Annotated in this window: 16 protein-coding genes and 3 pseudogenes; 12 read left to right on the plus strand and 7 right to left on the minus strand. The window is 40.9% G+C overall.

All coding sequences use genetic code 11. The annotated features are described in order from the left end of the window. Positions 1 to 256: 256 nt before the first annotated feature. Positions 257 to 757 (minus strand): hypothetical protein, encoded by a 501-nt coding sequence (locus tag MSWHS_RS01615; RefSeq protein ID WP_048158686.1) that lies wholly within the window; start codon positions 755 to 757, stop codon positions 257 to 259. Between the two features lie 265 nt (positions 758 to 1,022). Here MSWHS_RS01615 and MSWHS_RS01620 point away from each other — a divergent pair, with 265 nt between their 5' ends. The 3 genes and pseudogenes from MSWHS_RS01620 to MSWHS_RS20800 form a co-directional block, all read left to right on the plus strand. After that, positions 1,023 to 2,018, plus strand: coding sequence for a radical SAM protein (locus tag MSWHS_RS01620; RefSeq protein WP_048159528.1), 996 nt, complete (start codon positions 1,023 to 1,025; stop codon positions 2,016 to 2,018). Between the two features lie 962 nt (positions 2,019 to 2,980). Further along, positions 2,981 to 3,968: pseudogene (locus MSWHS_RS18755) on the plus strand (transposase); the annotation flags it as partial. Further along, positions 3,963 to 4,126: pseudogene (locus MSWHS_RS20800) on the plus strand (IS5/IS1182 family transposase); the annotation flags it as partial. The pseudogenes MSWHS_RS18755 and MSWHS_RS20800, both read left to right, overlap by 6 nt. Before the next feature lie 264 nt (positions 4,127 to 4,390). Here the strand turns inward: MSWHS_RS20800 and MSWHS_RS01635 are convergent. Together MSWHS_RS01635 and MSWHS_RS01640 are read right to left on the minus strand one after the other, a co-directional pair. After that, positions 4,391 to 5,194, minus strand: a complete 804-nt coding sequence (locus tag MSWHS_RS01635; RefSeq protein WP_048125466.1) for a 2-amino-3,7-dideoxy-D-threo-hept-6-ulosonate synthase — start codon at positions 5,192 to 5,194, stop codon at positions 4,391 to 4,393. 99 nt (positions 5,195 to 5,293) lie between these two features. Further along, positions 5,294 to 5,809 carry a deoxyuridine 5'-triphosphate nucleotidohydrolase gene (locus tag MSWHS_RS01640; RefSeq protein WP_048125469.1) on the minus strand — a complete coding sequence of 172 codons (516 nt, stop codon included), beginning with the start codon at positions 5,807 to 5,809 and terminating at the stop codon, positions 5,294 to 5,296. A gap of 244 nt (positions 5,810 to 6,053) precedes the next feature. Between MSWHS_RS01640 and MSWHS_RS01645 the strand changes: the two genes are divergently transcribed. From MSWHS_RS01645 to MSWHS_RS01665, 5 genes are all read left to right on the plus strand, one after another. Continuing rightward, positions 6,054 to 8,147 carry a DUF2341 domain-containing protein gene (locus MSWHS_RS01645; protein ID WP_048125472.1) on the plus strand — a complete coding sequence of 698 codons (2,094 nt, stop codon included), beginning with the start codon at positions 6,054 to 6,056 and terminating at the stop codon, positions 8,145 to 8,147. A gap of 598 nt (positions 8,148 to 8,745) precedes the next feature. Beyond that, on the plus strand, positions 8,746 to 9,474 hold the full coding sequence (locus MSWHS_RS01650; RefSeq protein WP_048125474.1) for a hypothetical protein: 729 nt from the start codon (positions 8,746 to 8,748) through the stop codon (positions 9,472 to 9,474). A 146-nt stretch (positions 9,475 to 9,620) separates the two neighbouring features. Next, entirely contained in the window at positions 9,621 to 10,265 is a 645-nt protein-coding gene (locus MSWHS_RS01655) for a flavodoxin family protein (RefSeq protein WP_255350480.1), read from the plus strand. A gap of 141 nt (positions 10,266 to 10,406) precedes the next feature. After that, positions 10,407 to 10,955, plus strand: coding sequence for a flavodoxin family protein (locus MSWHS_RS01660; protein WP_048125476.1), 549 nt, complete (start codon positions 10,407 to 10,409; stop codon positions 10,953 to 10,955). 232 nt (positions 10,956 to 11,187) lie between these two features. Then, positions 11,188 to 11,754: a flavodoxin family protein gene (locus MSWHS_RS01665; RefSeq protein ID WP_048125479.1), complete on the plus strand. Its 567-nt coding sequence runs from the start codon at positions 11,188 to 11,190 to the stop codon at positions 11,752 to 11,754. Positions 11,755 to 12,034: 280 nt separating this feature from the next. Here the strand turns inward: MSWHS_RS01665 and MSWHS_RS18760 are convergent, their stop codons facing one another. Next, positions 12,035 to 12,490, minus strand: coding sequence for a uracil-DNA glycosylase family protein (locus tag MSWHS_RS18760; RefSeq protein WP_082087996.1), 456 nt, complete (start codon positions 12,488 to 12,490; stop codon positions 12,035 to 12,037). 547 nt (positions 12,491 to 13,037) lie between these two features. On the opposite strand from MSWHS_RS18760, the gene MSWHS_RS01675 reads away from it, so the two are divergent. From MSWHS_RS01675 to MSWHS_RS01690, 3 genes are all read left to right on the plus strand, one after another. After that, positions 13,038 to 14,249, plus strand: coding sequence for an ABC transporter permease (locus MSWHS_RS01675; protein WP_048125483.1), 1,212 nt, complete (start codon positions 13,038 to 13,040; stop codon positions 14,247 to 14,249). A gap of 343 nt (positions 14,250 to 14,592) precedes the next feature. Beyond that, a complete protein-coding gene (gene msrB, locus MSWHS_RS01680; protein WP_048125485.1) occupies positions 14,593 to 15,036 on the plus strand; it encodes a peptide-methionine (R)-S-oxide reductase MsrB in 444 nt (147 codons plus the stop codon). A gap of 444 nt (positions 15,037 to 15,480) precedes the next feature. Beyond that, positions 15,481 to 16,125: an HAD family phosphatase gene (locus tag MSWHS_RS01690; protein ID WP_048125489.1), complete on the plus strand. Its 645-nt coding sequence runs from the start codon at positions 15,481 to 15,483 to the stop codon at positions 16,123 to 16,125. A 124-nt stretch (positions 16,126 to 16,249) separates the two neighbouring features. Here MSWHS_RS01690 and MSWHS_RS01695 read toward each other — a convergent pair whose 3' ends face one another. From MSWHS_RS01695 to tnpA, 3 genes are all read right to left on the minus strand, one after another. Further along, complete coding sequence (locus tag MSWHS_RS01695; RefSeq protein ID WP_048125491.1) at positions 16,250 to 17,389, minus strand: UDP-N-acetylglucosamine--N-acetylmuramyl-(pentapeptide) pyrophosphoryl-undecaprenol N-acetylglucosamine transferase; 1,140 nt, start codon at positions 17,387 to 17,389, stop codon at positions 16,250 to 16,252. Next, positions 17,386 to 18,558 (minus strand): UDP-N-acetylglucosamine--N-acetylmuramyl-(pentapeptide) pyrophosphoryl-undecaprenol N-acetylglucosamine transferase, encoded by a 1,173-nt coding sequence (locus tag MSWHS_RS01700; RefSeq protein ID WP_048125493.1) that lies wholly within the window; start codon positions 18,556 to 18,558, stop codon positions 17,386 to 17,388. The genes MSWHS_RS01695 and MSWHS_RS01700 overlap by 4 nt, the downstream gene beginning before the upstream one ends. A 324-nt stretch (positions 18,559 to 18,882) precedes the next feature. After that, complete coding sequence (gene tnpA, locus MSWHS_RS01705; protein ID WP_082088309.1) at positions 18,883 to 19,296, minus strand: IS200/IS605 family transposase; 414 nt, start codon at positions 19,294 to 19,296, stop codon at positions 18,883 to 18,885. Between the two features lie 28 nt (positions 19,297 to 19,324). Here tnpA and tnpB point away from each other — a divergent pair. Beyond that, positions 19,325 to 20,437, plus strand: a pseudogene (gene tnpB / locus MSWHS_RS01710) (IS200/IS605 family element RNA-guided endonuclease TnpB). The last annotated feature ends 467 nt before the right edge of the window (positions 20,438 to 20,904 follow it).

Below are 20,904 nucleotides of genomic sequence, written 5' to 3' on the forward strand. Positions count from 1 at the left end.
CGTAAAAAGTGGAAGATACATTAATATAGGACACCCGGGAACCGAGCGGGTATATAATAATTATAGGTACAGAATTTTCAAGAAAAAACTGAATTGCTGAAATAAAAATCGGAATTGCTGATATAAAAATCAGAATTGCTGAAATAAAAATCAGAATTGCTGAAATAAAAATCAGAATTGCTGAAATAAAAATCAGAATTGCTGAAATAAAAATCGGAATTGCTGGAAAATCCAGCAGAATTGACGGCCTCTTATCTTATTGCCCCGCGGAATATTCCATTACATTTCCTTCTTCATCAACGATTTTCATTTTGCCATCTTTCATACTCATCTCGGAAATTATTTCTCCTGAAGTGTCATAAGCAGTCCAGAAATAGGTTTCTCCATTTTCGGACCATAAATATTCAATTTTGGAGAAGTCTTCATCTTCAAGGTTTGTCTCATAAACGGCTTTGCACATCGGGACTCCATCAATGTTTTCGGTCCCTGTGATCTTCATTATTACTTCCTCGCCTGTCTGGGGGTTTGTTGACTTCCAGGAAGAACCTACAGAACACCAGTCGCTGGAGTCTCCGGTGGATACCATTTCTACTTTAACTTCTTCTTCTGCCTCCTCTGCAGAAGCCTCTTCTTCGGTTACTTCAACCGACTCTTCAGGAGCATTCGTGTCCTCTTCACTGTTTTCACTGCATCCTGAGGAAGCAGCAAAAATGGCACATATGAGTATTACAAGTACTGCAAACCATTTCTTCAACATAACTCTTAGTCCTCCTCGATTTATTTCAAGTTTTACATAGCATTTATTTTATTTATATATGTTTATTTTACTTTTCTTGGGAAGAAATGGCTTTTTTTCCATCCAGATAAAATCAATTAATGTCTAACGAAAAGAATCTTCCTTATTTCAAAGATGGCTTCAGACTGTTTTAATTATGTTTTCAGAAGAAGTTATATAGTATCTGATGATGATGAAAAACAGACCGGAACTACAGGAAAAAATAGTTCTTTTGAGGAATATCCAAATGCAAGGCACGCAAATTACGCCGGAATTAAAAGCTTTTCTTATCTCAATAGGTTCAGTTTCTGTGGACCCTTCGCTTATTCCAAGGGCGCGAGGTTCTACTGCAGGTCCAGGGGCAGGTACCAGCTCCGTCTTTTTCAGTTCAGGGAAAAAGCGAGTCCGACTCAGTGTAAATAAGAACTCTCCGCTTTCCATCGAAGCCGCAGGAGAAGACGGAACAGTTGCGCTTTTACATGAAGGAAAAGAACTTGCCAGGGGAAAACTTGAGCCTGCCCTTGCTCATTGTCCTGAGCAGGCTTTCATTACGCTCTGTGAGAGGTGCATCTTTGACTGCAAGTACTGCCCTGTGCCCAAACTTCAGGGGCATGTCAAGGGCGAAGAGGAAGTCCTGAACATAGTGGACGATGTGATGAAGGCAGGGACCCTTAAAGCCATCTCTCTTACTTCCGGAGTTGAAATATCGGTCGAAGGGGAAGTTGAGCGTGTGCTCAAGTTGCTTCCCGCTCTCAAAAAATACAATGTTCCTATAGGAGTTTCGGTGTATCCGACCGAGGGCTGTTCCCGCAAATTCTATGATGCCGGAGTTGCCGAAGTCAAATACAATGTTGAAACCATGGACAGAGATATTTTCCAGAAAGTCTGTGGGGACCTTTCCCTTGACTACATTCTGGACAGGCTTAAAGAAGCTGTAGAAATTTTTGGAAAAAACAGGGTCTTCAGCAATTTTATAATCGGGCTTGGGGAGAGTGACGCTTCTGTCCGGGAAGGAGTCGAGACCCTTGCAAAGATAGGAGTAATTCCCGTCCTTCGCCCGGTAAACCCTCATCCTCTCAGGTCCGGAGACTGTTTTACCGAACGCCCGTCTTCTGAGCGCCTTTTAAAGCTTGCGAAAATGGAGGCTGAAATCCTGGAGAAATACGGGCTTGACCCCAGGTTTGCAACGACGATGTGTCTTAAATGTACAGGCTGTGACCTTGTTCCATTTGTAGACTTCTGATTCATGTATAACTTCTGATCCAGGCATAATTTCATAGAATGCATTTTTGGTCTGGATCATTAATCTTTTCCGGGCCCCGTACTCGAGCTTTTTATTTTTGCTGTTTTGAGGTCTCTTTTCCCTTTTTATAGGTTCTCAAACCCTTTTTTAGAGTTTTTCAATTTCTTATTTTTCTTCAAACAGGGCCCCCATTGTTTCCACTGGAATTATTTGCAAATCAATTTTTTTACGACCTTTATTTTAATTCTTTTATGTGTCTTTTCTTCGTTTTCTATATACTTCTTCTCTCATTTTTGGGATTTCACTTATACAAAAGGAAATTTTTCTTTTACTTTTTTCGGATATGGTTTTATGCTAATAGGAGTCCTTCTGGGATACTGAACTTTCGAGAATATTCATATTTTGCACAGGTCTCTTTTATTTTATTTTTTCTTTAACTCTGTACTGATCTCTTATCTTAGATCAGTATCATTCCTTTTCCGGGTACATATCCCTTATTCAATCGTTTTCTCTTCGCCAGGTCTCCTCTATCCTGTTTGAATTCCACTGTCCCTCATACTCTTTTAATCCATCCGGATGTTATTTCCATTAACTCTCTCGAAATATCTCAATCTCATGTTTTTGTCTTTTCCTGCAGAAATATGAAACCCCATAATTTCCACTGGAAACTACAGGTAAACAAATATTCTTTTCCTGGCGTCTACAATAACAGAGCTCTGATCTGATTATCTTTTAGTGGGTAGGAAGTTCATTTTGACAACTAAAAGTTTCCCATTGTTAGGAGTCTCATATCTACCTTTTTTGATTGAGGTTTCTAACAGGGTCAATATTGTCCCGGATATATCTCCAATATGTTTCTGGACATATTTCTAATGTGGTTCCAGAGAGTCTCTGATATCTAGTGCATAGATTCTAATATATATCCATAAAATAATTATATTAATCATTCAATAAACTTCCTTATGCCTCGTATAAGCCGTCGTCCCAAATTATCATTCACTCAAAAAGATTTAGACTATCTTATCAAGCTCAGCCACTCTAGAAATCAAGCAGCAAGCACTGTCGAAAGATCTAAAATCATACTTTTAAGCTATCATGGAAAAAACGACACCGAAATATCCAGAGAGTTAAAAGTAGATTACAAAACTGTAAGAAAATGGATCAAAAGGGTTTTAGATTTAGGGGTTAAAGAAGGTTTAATAGATAAATCCAGAAGTGGAAGACCTCAAGACATTAGTGCCGAATCACGGGCTTTTGTAATTTCACTTGCACGTATGAAGCCAAAAAATCTTGGTTATCCTCATGAAATCTGGATGCAGAGACTTCTTGCCAAACATATCCGTAAGAATTGTATCAAAGAAGGACATTCTGATTTATCGAAGATAAATCAGGGGACAATTTCAAAAATTCTCAATGCAAGCAACATAAAACCACATAAGATCAACTCTTATATTGCTAAAGTTGATCCGGAGTTTGATCAAAAAGCAGTCAGGGTATTAGCTACATATAAAGAGGCTAATGAATTAAAAAGGCTAATGAATTAAATGATAATATATAAAAAAACAAACATGAAATTCTTCAGATTACAGGCACAAATAAATGAAAGTAATTTTCAAATCGCAGTACTTTCATACCAAAGAAGAAATTGAATCAGTGATTATTTCCTACGGTGAAAAAAAGATCAAAGTTTTGATGGATAATCACAAAATACATACATCAATAGAAACTCGAGAATACCTGAAAACCGTTCTTAATAAATTTGAATTTGTATTCACACCCAAACATGCTTCATGGCTAAATATAATTGAAAGTTTTTTCAGGAAAATGGCAAGAAGCGTATTGAGAGGAATAAGAGTTGACTCAATAAAGGAGTTAGGGGAAAGAATTGGTCAATATATAGATCAGGTTAACGAAAAGTCAGTCATTTTTACATGGAAATATAAAATGGAAAAAAATTGTGGTTTGTTGAAAGAAGGCACAAAAATATGTGCAGATAGTGGATATTGTAGTGGAGAAAACATACATTACTTGAATGATAAGGAATTGAACCCATACATCCCCGAAAAAAAGAGGCAACTAAGACGGCAACAGAAAATGTTGAAGATATATTTAGTATGTACTGCAGCTAATTTAAGGAAAATATGGATTTATTCAATTAAAAACGGGCTAATTGGATGTGGAAATAGAAATAAATGGAACTTTTTCTGTTGAAAAAAAATAATGAATTTAATGCAAATTTAATAAAATTAAAAAGTTCCAGTTTAACAATAGACAACTGTTATTTATTACTGATAGTAATTGTCGGACAGTCTTTTTAGGTTGGGGCGGCCGCCCGCAATTTGATTTTCTTACTTCCTTTAAACGTCTGGGTTTCAGGCCTTGCTGCCCATTTTTGTCACGTCTTCTGCAGTCATACCTTCGTGGACAACTTTTGCAATTCTCCGTACAAGACCTGTGGGATCTTCTGCCTGGAAGACGTTTCTTCCGATTGCAACGCCACGACCACCTGCTTCAAGGGAACCTTCGATCATTTCCAGCAGTTCCTTTTCTGACCCCATCTTGGGACCGCCTGCAATAATCACAGGTACGGGGCATCCTTCTACAACCTCTTTAAAAGTTTCAGGGCTTCCGGTGTAGTTTGTTTTGACAATGTCTGCCCCTAGCTCAGCTCCGATTCTGGCTGCATGTTTTACTACATCCACGTCGTATTCGGAACGGACCTTTTTCCCGCGCGGATACATCATCGCAAGGAGAGGGATTCCCCATTCATCACATTTTCCTGCAACATAGCCGAGCCCTTGCAGCATTTCATATTCGTCTTCAGCTCCTATGTTTATATGGACAGATACACAGTCAGCTCCGACTTTTATGGCTTCTTCCACCGTCGTTACAAGAACCTTATGGTTCGGGTCAAGAGCAAGGGAGGTTGAAGCAGAGAGGTGGATTATCAGGCCAACATCGTGCCCGTATCCTCTGTGCCCGTGTTTGGCAAGTCCCATGTGCCCGAGTACGGCATTAGCTCCACCTTCGGCAACCTTATTTACAGCGTCCTGAAGGTTTGTAAGCCCGTTAATGGGACCAGCACCAACTCCATGGTCCATGGGAATTATAATGGCGTTACCTGTGTTTCTGTTGAAAATACGTTCCATCCTTACGGATTTCCCTATTGTACTCATAGGTTGTGATATACCATCTAATAATATATACTTTGTCTATATATTTTCAAAACATGTCTTTTTCAGGCCTTCAAAGGGTTGTTGCTTTTCTCAGAAAGCTCATTTTGTATTTTCGTTTTGGTAGACTCCGGAATAACCTTCTTCTACTTCGCTGTTAAGGGTGTAGAAAAGGAGCTGCATGATCCTGGCGTTTTTCTTCAGCCTGAAGCCCGCTGAGTTGTAAACTACAAGCATAGATTCGCTGCGTCCCCTGTATCCCGCATCCCATACCGCGGTTTCAAGGGTTGCTCCGCAGCGAATAAGGCTTGATCTCGGTTTTGCAATTGCAGCCAGGTTCATGGGGATATTTACTATCTCGTTAAATAGTACTTTATATATCCCCTTCGGAAGGTGAATCCACCCCTCGCTCCCGAATTCCAGGGTTTTTGCTTCGGGAACTTCCCTTTCAGAGTTGTCAAAGTCAACAGCTCCTGCACCTTCGATTGTTTTTATCTCCTTCAGGGTGAGCTCAAGCCCGTTTGGCTGTATCTGGGTTTTGATATCAATTGCATTTTCAAGCAAAGGAGGGTTTGCCTGTATAAGTTTTTTCAGTTCATTGCTGGATAGAAGCGTCATTGGAAAATGTAATTGTAAAGATTCTTTATTACCGTTTCGGACTCTTTTTCTGCTCTCTCACTCAATTTTTATATAAATTATTATTATTATTTTTTTATTATTCTGGGCAGGTCTTTATGAAAAGGTTTATTGTTTTTGGGTTAATAAGTATGTAAAATAAATAATTTCTTTTATGGTCTTGATAATGTCTGAATAGTATTTTTTTATCGTGTTTGATAAAAGGGCTTAAAAGAGGCTACTAAAAATGAAAAAGAGACTACTCACATGTGGGATTATTTCTATTTTTTTCCTGGTTTTGATCACAGGCTTTGCTCTGGCTACAGCGAATGATCTATGGGCTATATCTGCAATTAATGATACGGAAGCCTATTCTCAGGAGATCGTAATTACTGAAAATTCCGGAACAAATCTAACAGGTTATCAGGTTCCTATCAACCTGGATTCTTCTAACTTTAATTTCTCACAGGCAAAAACGGATGGTTCTGACCTTCGCTTCTTTTCCGGAGGACGAACACTCAACTACTGGATTGAAACCTGGGACCCGGAAGCCGAAAAAGCTCTTCTCTGGGTCAGAATCCCCTTCCTTCCTGCAAACAGAAGTATCACGCTTCTTATAAAGTGTGGAAATCCGGCGGCTGAGGCAGTGAGTAACGGAGAAAATACCTTCGAATTTTTTGATGGCTTTGAGGGAGATAAACTCCAGAGGCTTGAATGGAACGCTGAAAGTGCAGGTGGGGGTCTGGTTGAAGTCAAAAATGGAATCTGTAATGTATCAGCTCCTAAGGTTCATGCTTATGACTCCTCCCTTATCTACAGCAAAGACAGTTTTGACATTAATTCCATGTTCGTGGTCAAAAGAATGAAGGTTACTACAGGAAAAGATGAGAGAGGTCCTCTGCTGAGACAGGGTTTCATAGATCAGATTAACAGCAGGAAAAACGAGATTAAGCACGAGACCGAATTTGCCAATGAGAGCCGTGTGCGTTGGGAGACGTCTTACAGGAAGGAAAGGTTTAACTCTTTTGATCTAACCAATGTCCGCATTCCTGAAGGGGAATGGTACACCTCGGGAATTGCCTGGTACGAAGAAAACGATACCCGCAATATCGCCTGGTTTAAGAACGGAGTTCGGGATCCAAAGATGGACTACGCTTCAAACGATTACGTTACGAACCTCCCTATGCATGTTTATCTTTATGCCGCTTCTTACTCTGATGCTTCGAAGAACACAGGCTATATGGCTGTAGACTATGCGTTTGTCCGCAAATTTGTAGAACCCGAGCCAACTGTCAGGTTCGCTTCGGACCAGGTTGAAGATGAAATCTCTTCAGAAAATATTCTTTCTGAATCTGATTCTATTTCCGAATCTATAACTTCCACTGAAACTGAGACTCCAGTTTCTGAGGTTTCAGCCCCCGAAGAAATCCCTGAAACACCGGTGCAGCTACAGGAGAACCAGGATGAAAATGAGACTAATGCTCCAGAAACTCTGTTTCCCAGGTACAGTGTCAATGTTTCCGGAATTAAGCTCTCTTCTCCATACAGGTTCGATTTTCCTGGACTTACAAAGGATTTCGATTCTTCAAAAATCGATACCATCTTCCTGAGCATGAATGGTGAAGATTTCTGGCAGTATGAGCGCTTTGTAAAAATGGCTCATGAGGAAGGAATAATCGTGCATGCAGTGCTTTTTGAGGAACTCAACTGCACGGAAGAAGGAGCTATGAACACCTCCCAGGTTTACCTGGATTCCATTCTTGACTATAACGAAAAGTCGCTTGCACCTTTTGATGGAATCAACATCTACATGAAAACTTCTCTAAATTCCGATTCTGAAGAGGGCTGTATGGATTATGTAACCCTTTTTGAGGCTGCCCGGAAGAAAGCCGGAGAAGATGTGTCCATTTCAGCAAGTCTTCCTCCTGGTTATGATGCATCAAACGTTGAAAAAATTGCTCATATGGTAGATTTCTTTGTTGTCAGGGCTTATGACCGTGATAAGAAAGACCTGATCTCCGAATCGGATATTGTGGATGCGGTTGCACTTGAGATGGGTGAAATAAGAGGTGTGAACTCAAAAGGAATTATTGAAATTTCTGTAGAAGAGGGTTTTGAGGATAAGTATTCAATACAGAACCTTTTTGCTACCCTGGCGGAATATTATGCCAACGATTCGGCTTTTATAGGAGTTTCAATTTCCAATTATGATACATACAAAGCCCTGCCTGTGAAGGCCGAACTTGAAGAAGAGAAGTCTGTACTGCCCGGATTTGAAATACTCTCTGTTTTACTTGCAGGGCTTGGAGCATTTGCTTTTCTGAAGGCGAAGAATAAGTGAAATAAAATCAGGAAAATAGAAGGTTAGTAAAGAAGACAGGGTAAAAACGAAGAACAAACGAAGAACAAACGAAGAACAAACGAAGAACAAACGAAGAACAAACGAAGAACAAACGAAGAACAAACGAAGAACAAACGAAGAACAAACGAAGAACAAACGAAGAACAAACGAAGGAAAAATAAATAAAAAATATTTTTTCCCTTTCTTTTTTCTTTATTTCTCCTGTTTCTTTTTTCTCATCGTCCCTCTTTATTTCATTCACTTTCGATTGATGGGGGTATACAGGCTAAGCATGTTATTATTATTAGTTTATTATTATTTTTCAATATACTGCTATTTATAATATCTAATAATATTATATTCTAACAACTCTTGCTCTATTACATTTCTGGGCAGGAAATATTTTCAAACCAGATATCTATGAGTTTTGTCGGGGGTAAATCCTTCCTGAGCAAAGGGGGACAAAAAACCTGTAAACAAAAACCCTTTCTGAAGAAGAACCTGCAGAGCATGCAGCTGGAGTCTGTATGAAGCAGTGGTCAAATCTGGATAGTGGTTTGAGTTTTACATTAACTAAAATGTAGTTGGGGGAAGTAGTTTGATTAAGTACCGAAAATTCGGCGTGCTTATTTTAAGCCTGATGATGTTGTCTGTGTTTGCAGTGTTAAATGTGCCTGCCTTATCCGAAGAAAATGATTCGATGATAGATGTGCCCACCCTGCCGCTCATTCTGCGTGGCGGGTTAAATGTAGATGGAGAACCTGTCTCTGAGGGCTCTGAGGTTATGGCATATTATGAAGGAGAACTAATTGCGAAAAGTACCATAGGAGAGGAAGGTAAATACAACCTGAACCTGAATCTCACTCCTGAAAACTATACTAATATCGGGAAGGTGGAACTCTATGTCTATGAAGACAATTCCAGTTTTGAGATCCCTGCCTCTGAAATTGAAGCTATAAACAAGACTCCGGGATCGATCTCTGTAATTGATCTCGAAGGTTCTGTTTCCTCTGCTGACATAAATAAGAGTTCAAATAGTAAGGATTCAAGTAGCAACGGTGATTCAGAAGGAGATGTCAAAATTGTGAAAAAAGATTCTGAACCATCTGAAGATTCCGCAGAAGAGAGTTCCATAGAAGAAGGAGATTCTCAAAAAGCCATCTCTGCAGAGGGAGTGAACGAAGGTTCTGTTGACATGCAGGAGCCTGTTTCTCAAGTAAGTGAAGAGGGAAGCAAAGGTGCTGAAAAATCAGGTTATTCAACATTCTTTACGGGGTTGCTTTTTATTACAGCGCTTCTTGGTGCGTTCTATGTAATTAAAAAGTAATCGGGATAACGGTCCAAACAAGCAGAATTCTCTTTTTCTCTTTTTTATTTTTTTTATTCCAGGGTTTCTATACAAACTCACGTATTTTTCCAACAAGAGAAACTTTTTTATTCTGATCCGTCGTTTATACCTTTGCTCAAAAATGTTTGATATCCTGTATTTTAAATTTTAATGGGGGTTCTAGAATTAAAGTTCTCGGATTGGTGGGCAGTCCTAAAGTTGATGGTAATACCTCAAGACTTGTGAATGCAATTCTCGAGGGAGCTGCGGAAAAAGGGGCAGAAACTGTGACCTATAACCTTGCTTCTCTTGACATCAAAGGCTGTGACGCCTGCGGCAAATGCCAGGAACACGGCTGCTGTGTTATAGACGATGATATGCAAGAAATTTATAGGGAAATTCAGACAGCAGATACTGTTGTACTTGGTTCTCCTGTGTATATGTGGCAGATGACAGCCCAGACAAAACTCCTTATTGATCGCATGACAGCTTTCTTAAAGCCGAATTTTTCGAGCAGGCTTGACAATAAAAAATTAATCCTTGTCTTTACTCAGGGAATTTCGGACAGAGATGCCTTTAAACCGTATTTTGAATACACGGCAGGCCTTCTTTACTATCTGGGCTTTGACGTCCTGGAGACAATCGTTGCAGCAGGCACGGATAAGCTTGAAGTTACCTTCAGGCCCCAGTTGTTGGAGAACTCAAAGGACATCGGAAAATTGGTCTCGGGTTCACAACTTCCGGGCCCGGAATATAGAAGAGCTGAATCAAGCTTGAGTCCGTCTCTCTGAATTTTTCCGTATCTCATATCTTTTTGTACTTTTTTTGCAGTAAAGGTGGCCGAAGGTAGGTTTTCAGAGGGAACTTTTATACCTTTGTCGGCTCATCTATTTTATCACTTTTTATTTTCTTTTTCGGAGGAATATTTTCAGATGAAAGTTTTAGGATTAATCGGAAGTCCCAGAGTGGATGGAAACACTACAAAACTTGTAAACGCAATTCTTGAAGGAGCTGCAGAAAACGGCGCTGAGACAAAAGTCTACAATCTTTCCGTACTGGATGTCAACCCCTGCAAAGGTTGTATGACCTGCAAAATCGAAGGCAAGTGCGTAATCGATGACGACATGCAGCAGCTTTATGACGAAATCCAGGCATCTGATGCTATCGTGCTTGGCTCTCCCATATATATGTGGCAGATGACAGCCCAGACCAAAATCTTTATAGATCGCCTTGTAGCCTTTATTAACCCTGACTTTTCGACCCGTCTCAACTTGCCAAAGAAGCTCTTCCTTGTCTACACCCAGGGAAACCCTGATCTGAATACCTTTAAACAGTACTTCGATTACATGGAAGGTCTGTTTTCCTTCATACACTTCGATGTCCAGGGTAGTATAGTCGCAGCCGGCACCTATAACCCTGAAGACATCCTTCAGCAGCCGGAGATTCTTGCAAAGGCAAAAGAAATCGGAAAGAACCTTTAAACCTCAAAGCAATAGAAAAAAAACAATTTTTTTAAGCCATGGGATTTTTCCAGCTTTCAACCTTTTTTTCTTGCTTTTTCACTTCTTTCCATTATTTTTTAGTTTCGCGGTTTCTGACAATTTCTCTGGCTACTTTTCCAAAGAAGAACACTTAATTAGCTTCCTGCTTATTTCTTCAGTAATAGATTTAATTTTCAGGACGAAATGTTATATTCCCAGGAAGGATAGTCACATGAATGTACTCGGATTGATAGGAAGCCCGCGTGAACACGGAAATACTGCCACCCTCGTGAATGCAATCCTTGACGGCGCTACCGAAAACGGGGCAGAGACAAAAGTTTACCACCTCTCTAAAATGGACATTAAGCCTTGCAAAGGCTGCATGTCCTGCAGATCTGAAGGAAAGTGCGTCATTGACGACGATATGCAGGAACTCTATAATGAACTTCTATCTGCCGATGCCCTCGTTATAGGCTCTCCTATCTACATGTGGGAAATCACAACACAGACAAAAGCATTTGTTGACCGCTTGATAGCTTTAACCTGCTGGCAGCCCTGTGCAAAGCCCGAATTCCCCTCACTCCTGAGAGGAACAACAGAACTCGTACTTGCTTATACCTACGGGAACTCTAATCCTAACAACTTTAACCAGTATTTCAAGTACATGGAAGGTCTTTTCAGCTACCTGGGTTTCGATGTACGGGGAAGCATCTGGGCTTCGGGAACCATAAATCCCGATGACATCTCCCATCAGTTCGAAGTGCTCGAAAACGCAAAAGAAATCGGGAAGAAACTCTAAACTTTTTTTTACATCTTGAACTCACACGTCATTGAACTCTTCAGGATACTCAATAATCCCGCCGGCACCTTCAAGAGCTCCTTTCTTTAACTCCAGCGCCATAAACACTTCAACCGGCGTACCAAAAGGATCTTTGGTCCCCGATTTGCTCGCTGGCTCAAACCCGAACTTTAGATAATACTCGGGGCCCGAAGAGTACTACAGAGTCATATACTAGCTCTCTGCAAACCTTGATCCTTTCATTTTCGTTTTATATTTTTTTTAAATGCTCTTTGGTTTTTTATTTTTCATATATCCTTTTTTGAGAACGGCTTACCTTTTCATGAATTAATTTTATGGTCTCTTCATACCTATAAGAAGAACTGTTTTTTGCGCCGTTGTTTGCATCTGATGGATGAGTAAGAGCAATTAAAAGAATCTTTCTTCCAGAATAGATGACATAGTTTTCTCCGTTTTTGGATATTGCATGTAGAAGTTTTTCACCTGTCACGTATTCAACAGCTTTTCCTCCCATACAAATTATAATTTCAGGTTCAAAAGCTTCGATTTCGCGTTTAAGATATTTGTTTGCGCATTCTTTTTTAGGTTGTTTGTGCTCTCCTTCTCTTTTTCCAGGGAAGCATTTTTGATAGTGAGTCCAGTAAAATATACTTAAGAAAGTTTCTCTAAAACTCTCAAAACATGTTCTGTTTTTTTTGCTTTCTCTGTTTTGTAATCTTCGAATAAGATTGGAAATACCTTATCCCTGAAAAATCGATTTTTGAAGCTGATCACGTTATCGAGTTTATTAGCTTGATTCGAAGGATCTCTGGTTATTAACTAAGTTTTCTGAGTATCTCTTACTTCAACGGTTTTTGGGATTGCAATTTCATCCCTTCCACATTCTAAACTCCCGTTTTTCCAGTTAGGGCACGAGTTTATCTCTTTACAAATTCTCGTTAGCAACTCTCTATTCATGCTATCTTCCTGGTTATTTTTTTTATGGAGGGCTACCAGTAAACTAACGGGATTCTAAATTACTTGTATTTTTCTAACTTATTTTTTATTTAAGTGTTTTAATATTTCTAATTCTTCTTTTCGGTCGCAAAATTGCTTCCCATATGAGTTTGCGTTAACATCGGTGGGCAAGATTCCAAAAAAAATTAATAGATTTTTTTATAAAGAGTTTCCAGTACAATTTATATATTTGATATATTCATTTAAATAAAGTTTAAGGATATCAGTTTGTCCTTCAATCTCAATTTTATCCTTTCTCCAAAAATATACAAAACGGAGCCCTTTTCATGATCCCTCTTTTCAATGCAGGAAAAATAGCGCTTGGAAGCATTACAAGTGCAAAGATGCGTTCAACCCTTACAGTACTTGGAATAGTTATCGGAGTAGCGGCTGTGATTGCAAACGTGTCCCTTGGGGCAAGCTTCAACCAGCACTTTACGAATGAAGTATCCAACATTGGTTCAAATTTCATTTATATTCAGGGGATGCAGCCCAAGCTCTTCTACGACAACCAGTTGAAGATAGTTGAAAATACGCCCGGGGTCTCCGGGGTTTCGCCTTTGAAGTACCAGACTGCTGAAGTCATGTACATGTCCGAGACCAAAAGTATCATGGTAAGCGGGGTAGGGGGAGATTATGATCAGGTTGCAAACACCCAGCTCCGGGAAGGCTCCTTTATTAATGACAATGATGGGAATGTTGCAATTATCGGGCATGATATTGCAGACGAGAAGTTCGGCAGGAAACTTTCGGTCCGAAACTCCATAGATATAACCTTCAGGGTCGGAGAAAACGAGAAAATAACAAAGACCTTCAAGGTTAAGGGAATAATCCAGAACCCAGAAAACACCATGGTTCAGGCTTATAACGATAACGAAGCTGTCCTGATCCCCATTGATGTCATGAATGAAATTCTTGGCGAAAAAGACTATGGAGGGGTTTTTGCAATGGCTGAAGACTCGGCAGCTATTCAAGAGACATCGGATGATGTGGACAGGCGGCTTGCCCGGAGCTTCGGGATTTCCGAAAGGGACCTTGAGGACAAAGATTCTCGGCCCTACATGCTAATTAACCAGGCTGAGATTTTAGAGCAGACTGACATGATGGCAGCAGCCCTCAGTTCTTTTCTTACCGTGGTCGCCCTTATTTCCCTTCTTGTAGGCTCCATAGGGATCATGAATATAATGCTCGTAAGCGTTACCGAAAGGACGAGGGAGATAGGGGTGCTCAAATCTCTTGGTTTCACAGGCTTTGACATCCTTTTTCTTTTTATGATCGAGTCAATCCTGCTTGGAGTCTTTGGGGGCGTTCTCGGAAGTGCTGTTGGAATTGCAGGCGCATACAGCGTGGAAAGCCTTCTTCACCTGCCTGTGGTCTTCCCTTTAAGCCTGATAGTTGCCGGGTTTCTCGTTGCGGTTGCTGTCGGTTTTGTCTCCGGCGTCTATCCTGCAAGAAAAGCCGCAAAAATGAAGCCGGTGGACTCGCTCAGATATGAATAAGATTCCCGGAACTTATTTCGAGTTCTTGGAAAAAGAGCTTGAAAGCTATTAGGATTAGAACAAAAAGCCCAATCCCTGCTTCTGCCGGAAATATAAGAGACCAGGTATAAGCCTGGCTTTCCCAGATTCCTATCCCGTACTGGTGAACTACTCCTGGCTAAAACATTGGAGCTCCCTGCTTCATACCTTGGAGCAACCTCCACAAGGCCACAGGCCTTACCCTCTGTCTCATAAGTGATAAATTATTTAATATGAAATAGGAAAATTCAGGACTTTTCCCCTGAACCGAAGGATAATAATGTTTCCGGTATAATTGAGTTATATGCATAAAGGGGGTTTGTAACTGGCACAAGATAAAATCGAGAAATCTGAAGAAGATTGGAAGAAGGTTCTCACTCCTGAGAAATATCATGTTTTGAGACAAAAAGGCACCGAGAGGCCATTTTCTGGCGAGCTGTATTATAACAAGGAAAAAGGCGTCTACACCTGTGCCGCCTGTGGGCAGGAACTCTTTTCTTCCGATACCAAGTTTGATTCCGGGACTGGCTGGCCCAGTTTCTGGGACGTTATTTCCAGTGATAAGGTCAGTCTCAAGGAGGATAACAGCCTTTTCATGAACAGGGTTGAAGTTGTCTGTGCTCGCTGTGGAGGGCACCTGGGTCATGTCTTTGATGACGGGCCAAAACCTACGGGAAAACGCTTCTGCATCAATGCCGTTTCCCTGGACTTCAAGAAGGAAGGAGAAGCAGGAAAGGAAGGAGAAGCAGGAAAGGAAGCGAAGCAATAGAAAAAGTAAGAGAAGAACCCTCTGAAATACCAGTACAGATACAGAAATTCAGAGTTTAGATCATTTTTAGGTCCTGTGAAAGGTAGGTGCCGGTAAGTTTGAACCTGACTAAAAAACAGATCGAAATTGGGGGATTTTTAGTTTTTCTAGTCCTCTACTTTGTTTTTTTTAATCTGATATACCACTTTGAAGGTCCAGGGTACCCTATTTACGCACCTGGGACTCTTATATTTGCCTTCTTGGGATACTGGCTGGGGGGATATCTTTACGATAAATATCTTAAATGATAGGCATTCTCCTGAGAGGGCTCTCGTGGAGAGCCGGGGGGGTGAAAGGTAGCATGATTCATCTTGCCTGACCCATTTGATTTTTTTCTATATAGAACTTTTATTTAGCAAGTACTTTCACAAGCTTTATCATAGATTACGGCGATTTTCAGGACAGATGTTCAAAGCAATTATTTTCGATGTGGACGGCGTTCTTGTGGATTCCATGCGTTTTCATGCCGACGCCTGGGCTGAAGCTTTTAGGGAAGCAGGGATCTCCATAAAAAGGGAGGATATATATGAAATCGAAGGTGGAAACAACCGGGGAATTGTCACAAAAATCTTTGAAAAGGCAGGAAAAACCCCCAAGGCTGAGGATTTCGAGTCTATTTCCCGAAAAAAGCGGGAAATTCTGGATCTTGGCATGTTAAAGCCTTTTGACGGCATGGTTGACTGCCTGAAAGAACTTAAAAAAAGTTTCCATCTCGCCCTGGTTTCGGGGTCAAGCCATCTGGTTGTGGGAACTGTAATTGAAAACTTCTTTTCCGGTATATTCGAAGTCGTTGTCACGGGTTCGGACGTCGAGAATGGTAAACCGTCTCCTGAGCCTTATTTGAAAGGAGTTGAAAAACTATCCCTGCCGGAAGATGAGTGCCTGGTTGTGGAAAATGCTCCGATGGGAATTGAAGCTGCAAAAGCCGCAGGTCTCTACTGTGTAGCGGTCGCAAGCACGCTCGGACCCGAAAGGCTGCAGCATGCAGACCTTGTATTTGAAAACCATGCTGCCCTTTTTGAGTACCTTAAAAGCCTCGTGCCGGATTGAGTTTTTTGGACTCTTGTTTATCTTTTACTCGTTTCTTTCAATTGTTTTTATTTTTTTCATGCTTATCTTTTAAGTCTTCTGGGCTTCAAAAGAGCAATATGGAGGGGTTTATTCAGGAGCTTATTCAAGGGGTTTTTGCTCCTACTTCCTTTTCAAGCATTTTTCTGATTGCTTTTGGCCCTTCCAGTTCTTTTGCAAGCCGGCAGAGTCGCTCAGTTTTGTTTCTGTACTCCTCATCTTCAAGGACTTCCCGGATGCATTCCAGAATGACCTCAGGGGGAGTGGAATAGCTGAGCCTTCTCCCGTATCCCTCCTCCTCGATCACAGCGGCGTTGCTTTCCTGTTCGTTGTGTCCCTCATCCGGAAAAGAGAGGATCGGGATTCCAAAACTTAAAGCTTCCATAATTGTGCTGTGCCCTCCGGGGGCGATTACGGCATCGGAACTCTTGAAGTAGGGGAATGGGTCTTTTATGTACTGAAGGATCTGCACGTTTTCCGGCAGGTCGGTGAATTTTGATGGGTCAAGGCTGGGGCCGGAAATGAGGGTGTAATGGATGCTGGAATCGAGCTTTGCGGTTTTTAGCACTTTCCTAAAAATTGGTTCCCTGTATCCGAAACCTCCAATAAGGGAGACGATATGGGGTTTTTTTAGGGGGATTTTTTCAACTTCATCGTACTTTTTCTGGACCAGTGGACCGCTGTAAAACAGTTTTTCCCGGAGTTTAGGAGTGAAATTCAGGTTTTCCCTGCAGACAGTGTAGGGGAGAGGATAGTCGGGGATGATAATCCTGTCTACCAGTTCAAAGACCTGGTTGTAGAGCTTTTTGGTAAGCTCCCCGAGAAGCCTTATTGGCACCCCCCTGCTCTTGAAAAAATCTTCCATGTTTGACTGGTTGAGGATGAGGTATACTGGAATTTTGAGGGCTTTTGCGGTAAGGATTCCCAGATAATAGCTGTCCGAAACCACCACATCAGGGGCAACATCTCTGGTTAGCTTCAGGATTTTTGGCCCTCCCAGGAGCTGGGTGCTTTTGAGAGTTGCCTCGATCGACCCTTTGAAGTCCAGGGTTCCTTCCTTTCCCACAAGCTTGATTTCCGAGGGGATTTCATGGGCATTGCAGCCTACCTTTTCGATCAGCTCTTTAGAGTATCCATAAGCTCCAAAGTGAACCTCATGCCCTGTACTCATCATTTCTTTCCCCAGGGCAAGGCAACGGCTTGTGTGGCCAAGCCCTTCCCCGCATATAAAAATCATGATTTTCATTCTTTATCCCTTATTTTTAAAATGTGTTTATTCCTATCCTTTTTTCCGATTCTCTCCTCCAGAAGTTTTCGGACAGCTGCCGGACCGTCCAGGGCTTCGGCAAGTTCTCTTAACCTCCGGGTTTTTTTACCGTACTCTTCGTCTTCCAGGCCTTCCCGGATGCAGGCAAGGAGAGCTTCGGGGCGCGTCAGGTAGCTCATCCGCTTTCCGTACCCTCCCTCTTCAAGCACGGTGGCATTGTTTTCCTGCTCACTGTGCTTCTCGTCCGGAAAAGAAAGCACCGGAAGCCCAAAAGCCAGGCTCTCAAGGATTGTCCCATGCCCGCCGGCGGTGATTACGAGGTCCGAGCCTTTGAAGTAAGGAAAGGGATTTTCCGTAAAACCTGTAAATTCTACGTTATCCGGGATTTCAGGGAACTGTTTTGGGTCGACCCCTGGCCCCGAGATAAAAGTATAGTGGATTCCCGGGTCCAGTTTTGCAGCTTCAAGCACGCTCCGGAATATTGCAGCTCTGTACCCGAAGGCACCGATAGTTGAGAGGACATTAGGGTGTGGAAGTTTTTTTGCTTTGACTTCCCGGTACCTCCATCGGATAAGGGGGCCGCTGAAAAATATGGTATCGTTGATTTCCCTTGTAAGCGTAAAGTTCCTCCGGTTGACCGAATAAGGAAGTGGGTAGTCCGGGACGATAATTCCGTCCACACTGCTGAAGATATAATAATAAAACCTTTTGATGAGTTTGCCTGCAGCTCCTACAAAAGGCCCTCTGTTCTGGAAAAATTCCACCATATTGAACTGGTGCCCGATAAAGTAGACAGAAATTTTCCTGGATTTTGCGGCAAGGATGCCCAGGTAGTACCCGTCTGAAAGCACCACATCCGGCTCAAGTTCATCTATAAGTTTTAGAAGCTTTCTATATCCGGAAAGGGGAGTGTTCTTGAGGGTGGCTTTGATGGATTTTCCTATATTAAGCGCACCGGCAGTTCCGACAAGGGTTATCTCCGGAGGAATTTCATGTGCCCCGTACCCTGTTTTTTCAACCAGCTCTTTTGAGTATCCGTAAGCTCCAAAATGTGTCTCATGCCCCGCAGCCAGGAACTCTTTCCCAAGGGCAAGGCAGCGGCTCGTGTGTCCCAGCCCTTCTCCACACATGAAAATAATTATCTTCATAAAACCTCAGCAGGAAACCTCTGAGTCTTTAGCTCAGGGGCAGTTTACATTCCGATCGCTCTTCCCGAATGTAATCCGTAACAATAACTATCTTTCTTAAGTTAAACCCTTGCTGCAGAATTATAACGGTTTCAAAAAAGATCTACATGACTAAAAATTAAAAAGAAGAGATTTGAGGTAAAATCCATCTAAAAGGGTGTAACATGGGAGGGAGATTTTTATTAACTCCTTAGTTACGGATGCTTTTTGGTCTGTTCGTCTGCTTTTTATATGAAGAAGCGTAAAACCCCTGAGTCTTTAGCTCAGGGGATATAAGCGTCAACTTCAACCCTGATTCCGTATGTAATATTCTGCCGCCTCTTTACTCACATTTCCGATAGTAGACGCAAAATAACCATCACTCCATAACGTATTCTCACCCCAATAATACTTTTTCAGATATTCTTTTTGAGTTTTCCATAACCTGTTAGTATATTCTTGTTTCAATTTTCTGACAATTGACAAAACGCTAACTTTCGGCTCACTCTTGATCAAGAAATGAATATGGTCTTTGTCAGTTTCCATTTCAAGGATTTCAAAGTTAGACTCTTTTGAACTGTCACTCATAATCTGTTTGAGTTCTTCGCTAATTGGTTCAAGTATGACTTTTCGGTATTTGCAAACAAAAATAACATGATACATTAACAAAAATTTGCTATGATTCCGTGTTTCATACTTCATATTTACCAAAAAGTACATGTGTTGTTAAAGCATATAATACCTTTGTATGATGCAAGCGTTCAAATTTAGACTCTATCCTACAACTACACAAGCTATTCAATTGAATCAGCATATAGGTAGCTGTAGATTTGTCTATAATTGGGCACTTGACCAGAAAATTAAAACTTATGAGCAGACAGGGGAATCAATTTCCAGATTTGACTTAAACAAATTAATTCCTACTCTAAAGGCTTCTAATGAGTGGTTAGGAGAAGTTAACTCTCAATCATTACAGGGGATGACTAAGCAGGCTGAATCCGCTTTCACTAGATTCTTTAGAGAGAAAACAGGGTTTCCAAAGTTCAAATCGAAAAAGAATCCGATACAGTCTTTCCCTGTACCTCAACACTACACTGTAAACTTTGAAAATAATACTATCAAGCTTCCTAAAATAGAACCAATTAAAGCAGTTCTTCACAGGAAGTTTGAAGGAGAGCCTAAAACGGCTACGGTATCAAGGACATGTAAAGGACATTACTACATCAGTATCCTTGTTGAAGATGGAAAATAACTTCCAGTAAAGGAAGCTTTCACAGAATCAACAACAGTAGGAATTGATGTAGGTATCAAAGACTTTTCTGTCCTTTCAACAGGAGAAAAGGTTGAGAATCCAAAGTACTTGAAAAACTCTCTTAAAAGGCTCAATGTATTACAGAAAAGAGTCTCAAGGAAACAGAAAGGCTCTAAGAACAGGGCAAAAGCTAAACGAAGACTTGCTGTACTCCATGACAAAATAACAAATCAGAGAAATGACTTCCAGAACAAACTCTCTTTTAGACTTGTTAGCGAAAACCAAGCTGTAGCTCTGGAAACTCTAAATGTTAAAGGCATGGTTAAGAATCATCACTTAGCACAGGCTATAAGTGATTCTGCGTGGAGTAGTTTTGTAACAAAGTTGGAATATAAGGCTCAATGGTTTGGAAAAACCGTCCTGAGAATAGGACAATTTGAACCCTCTTCTAAGCTATGTAGTGTGTGTGGATACCACAATAAAGAGCTTCAGCTAAAAGACAGAGAATGGATTTGTCCAGACTGTAAAACCAAACACCATAGAGACATTAATGCCGCTATCAATATCAAAAAATTCGCTCTCATAGATCAGAATCTAATTGGATTATGACACCGTAGGGACTACGGGGATGAGCTTGGGGACTTGCCCTCAATAGAGGGAGGAATGAACCAAGAAGCCACTCAGTCTTTAGCTGAGTGGTAGTTCACCTGTTCTACCTATTACCTTTCCGGATATCTTATATCATGTTTTTTCTTCCTTTAAATTGGTTTTTTACAAAAAGAAGGTCTTATATCCTTTATATTTCTTCTAAAATTTTTATTTGTTATACTCATGAAAAACCAACCGATATTGCTTCAGGATCTATCCGTCTTCTGAGCTTGCAGAAACTCTGCTTCAGGAGGGATGGAAAAAGTAGTCATATGTCTTCGGTTAAGAAAGGAACCATAATAAATTGCACCTATTTCTACAACAGTTATCTAAAATTTTAATATAATATAGGCTGGAGCAAAGTATCGATTTTAGGTAAAGAGGGCAAAGTTTGAGATCGATTTATGGTACAAAATCGATAGCTTTCG

Source organism: Methanosarcina sp. WWM596, from assembly GCF_000969965.1.
Classification (GTDB): Archaea; Halobacteriota; Methanosarcinia; order Methanosarcinales; family Methanosarcinaceae; genus Methanosarcina.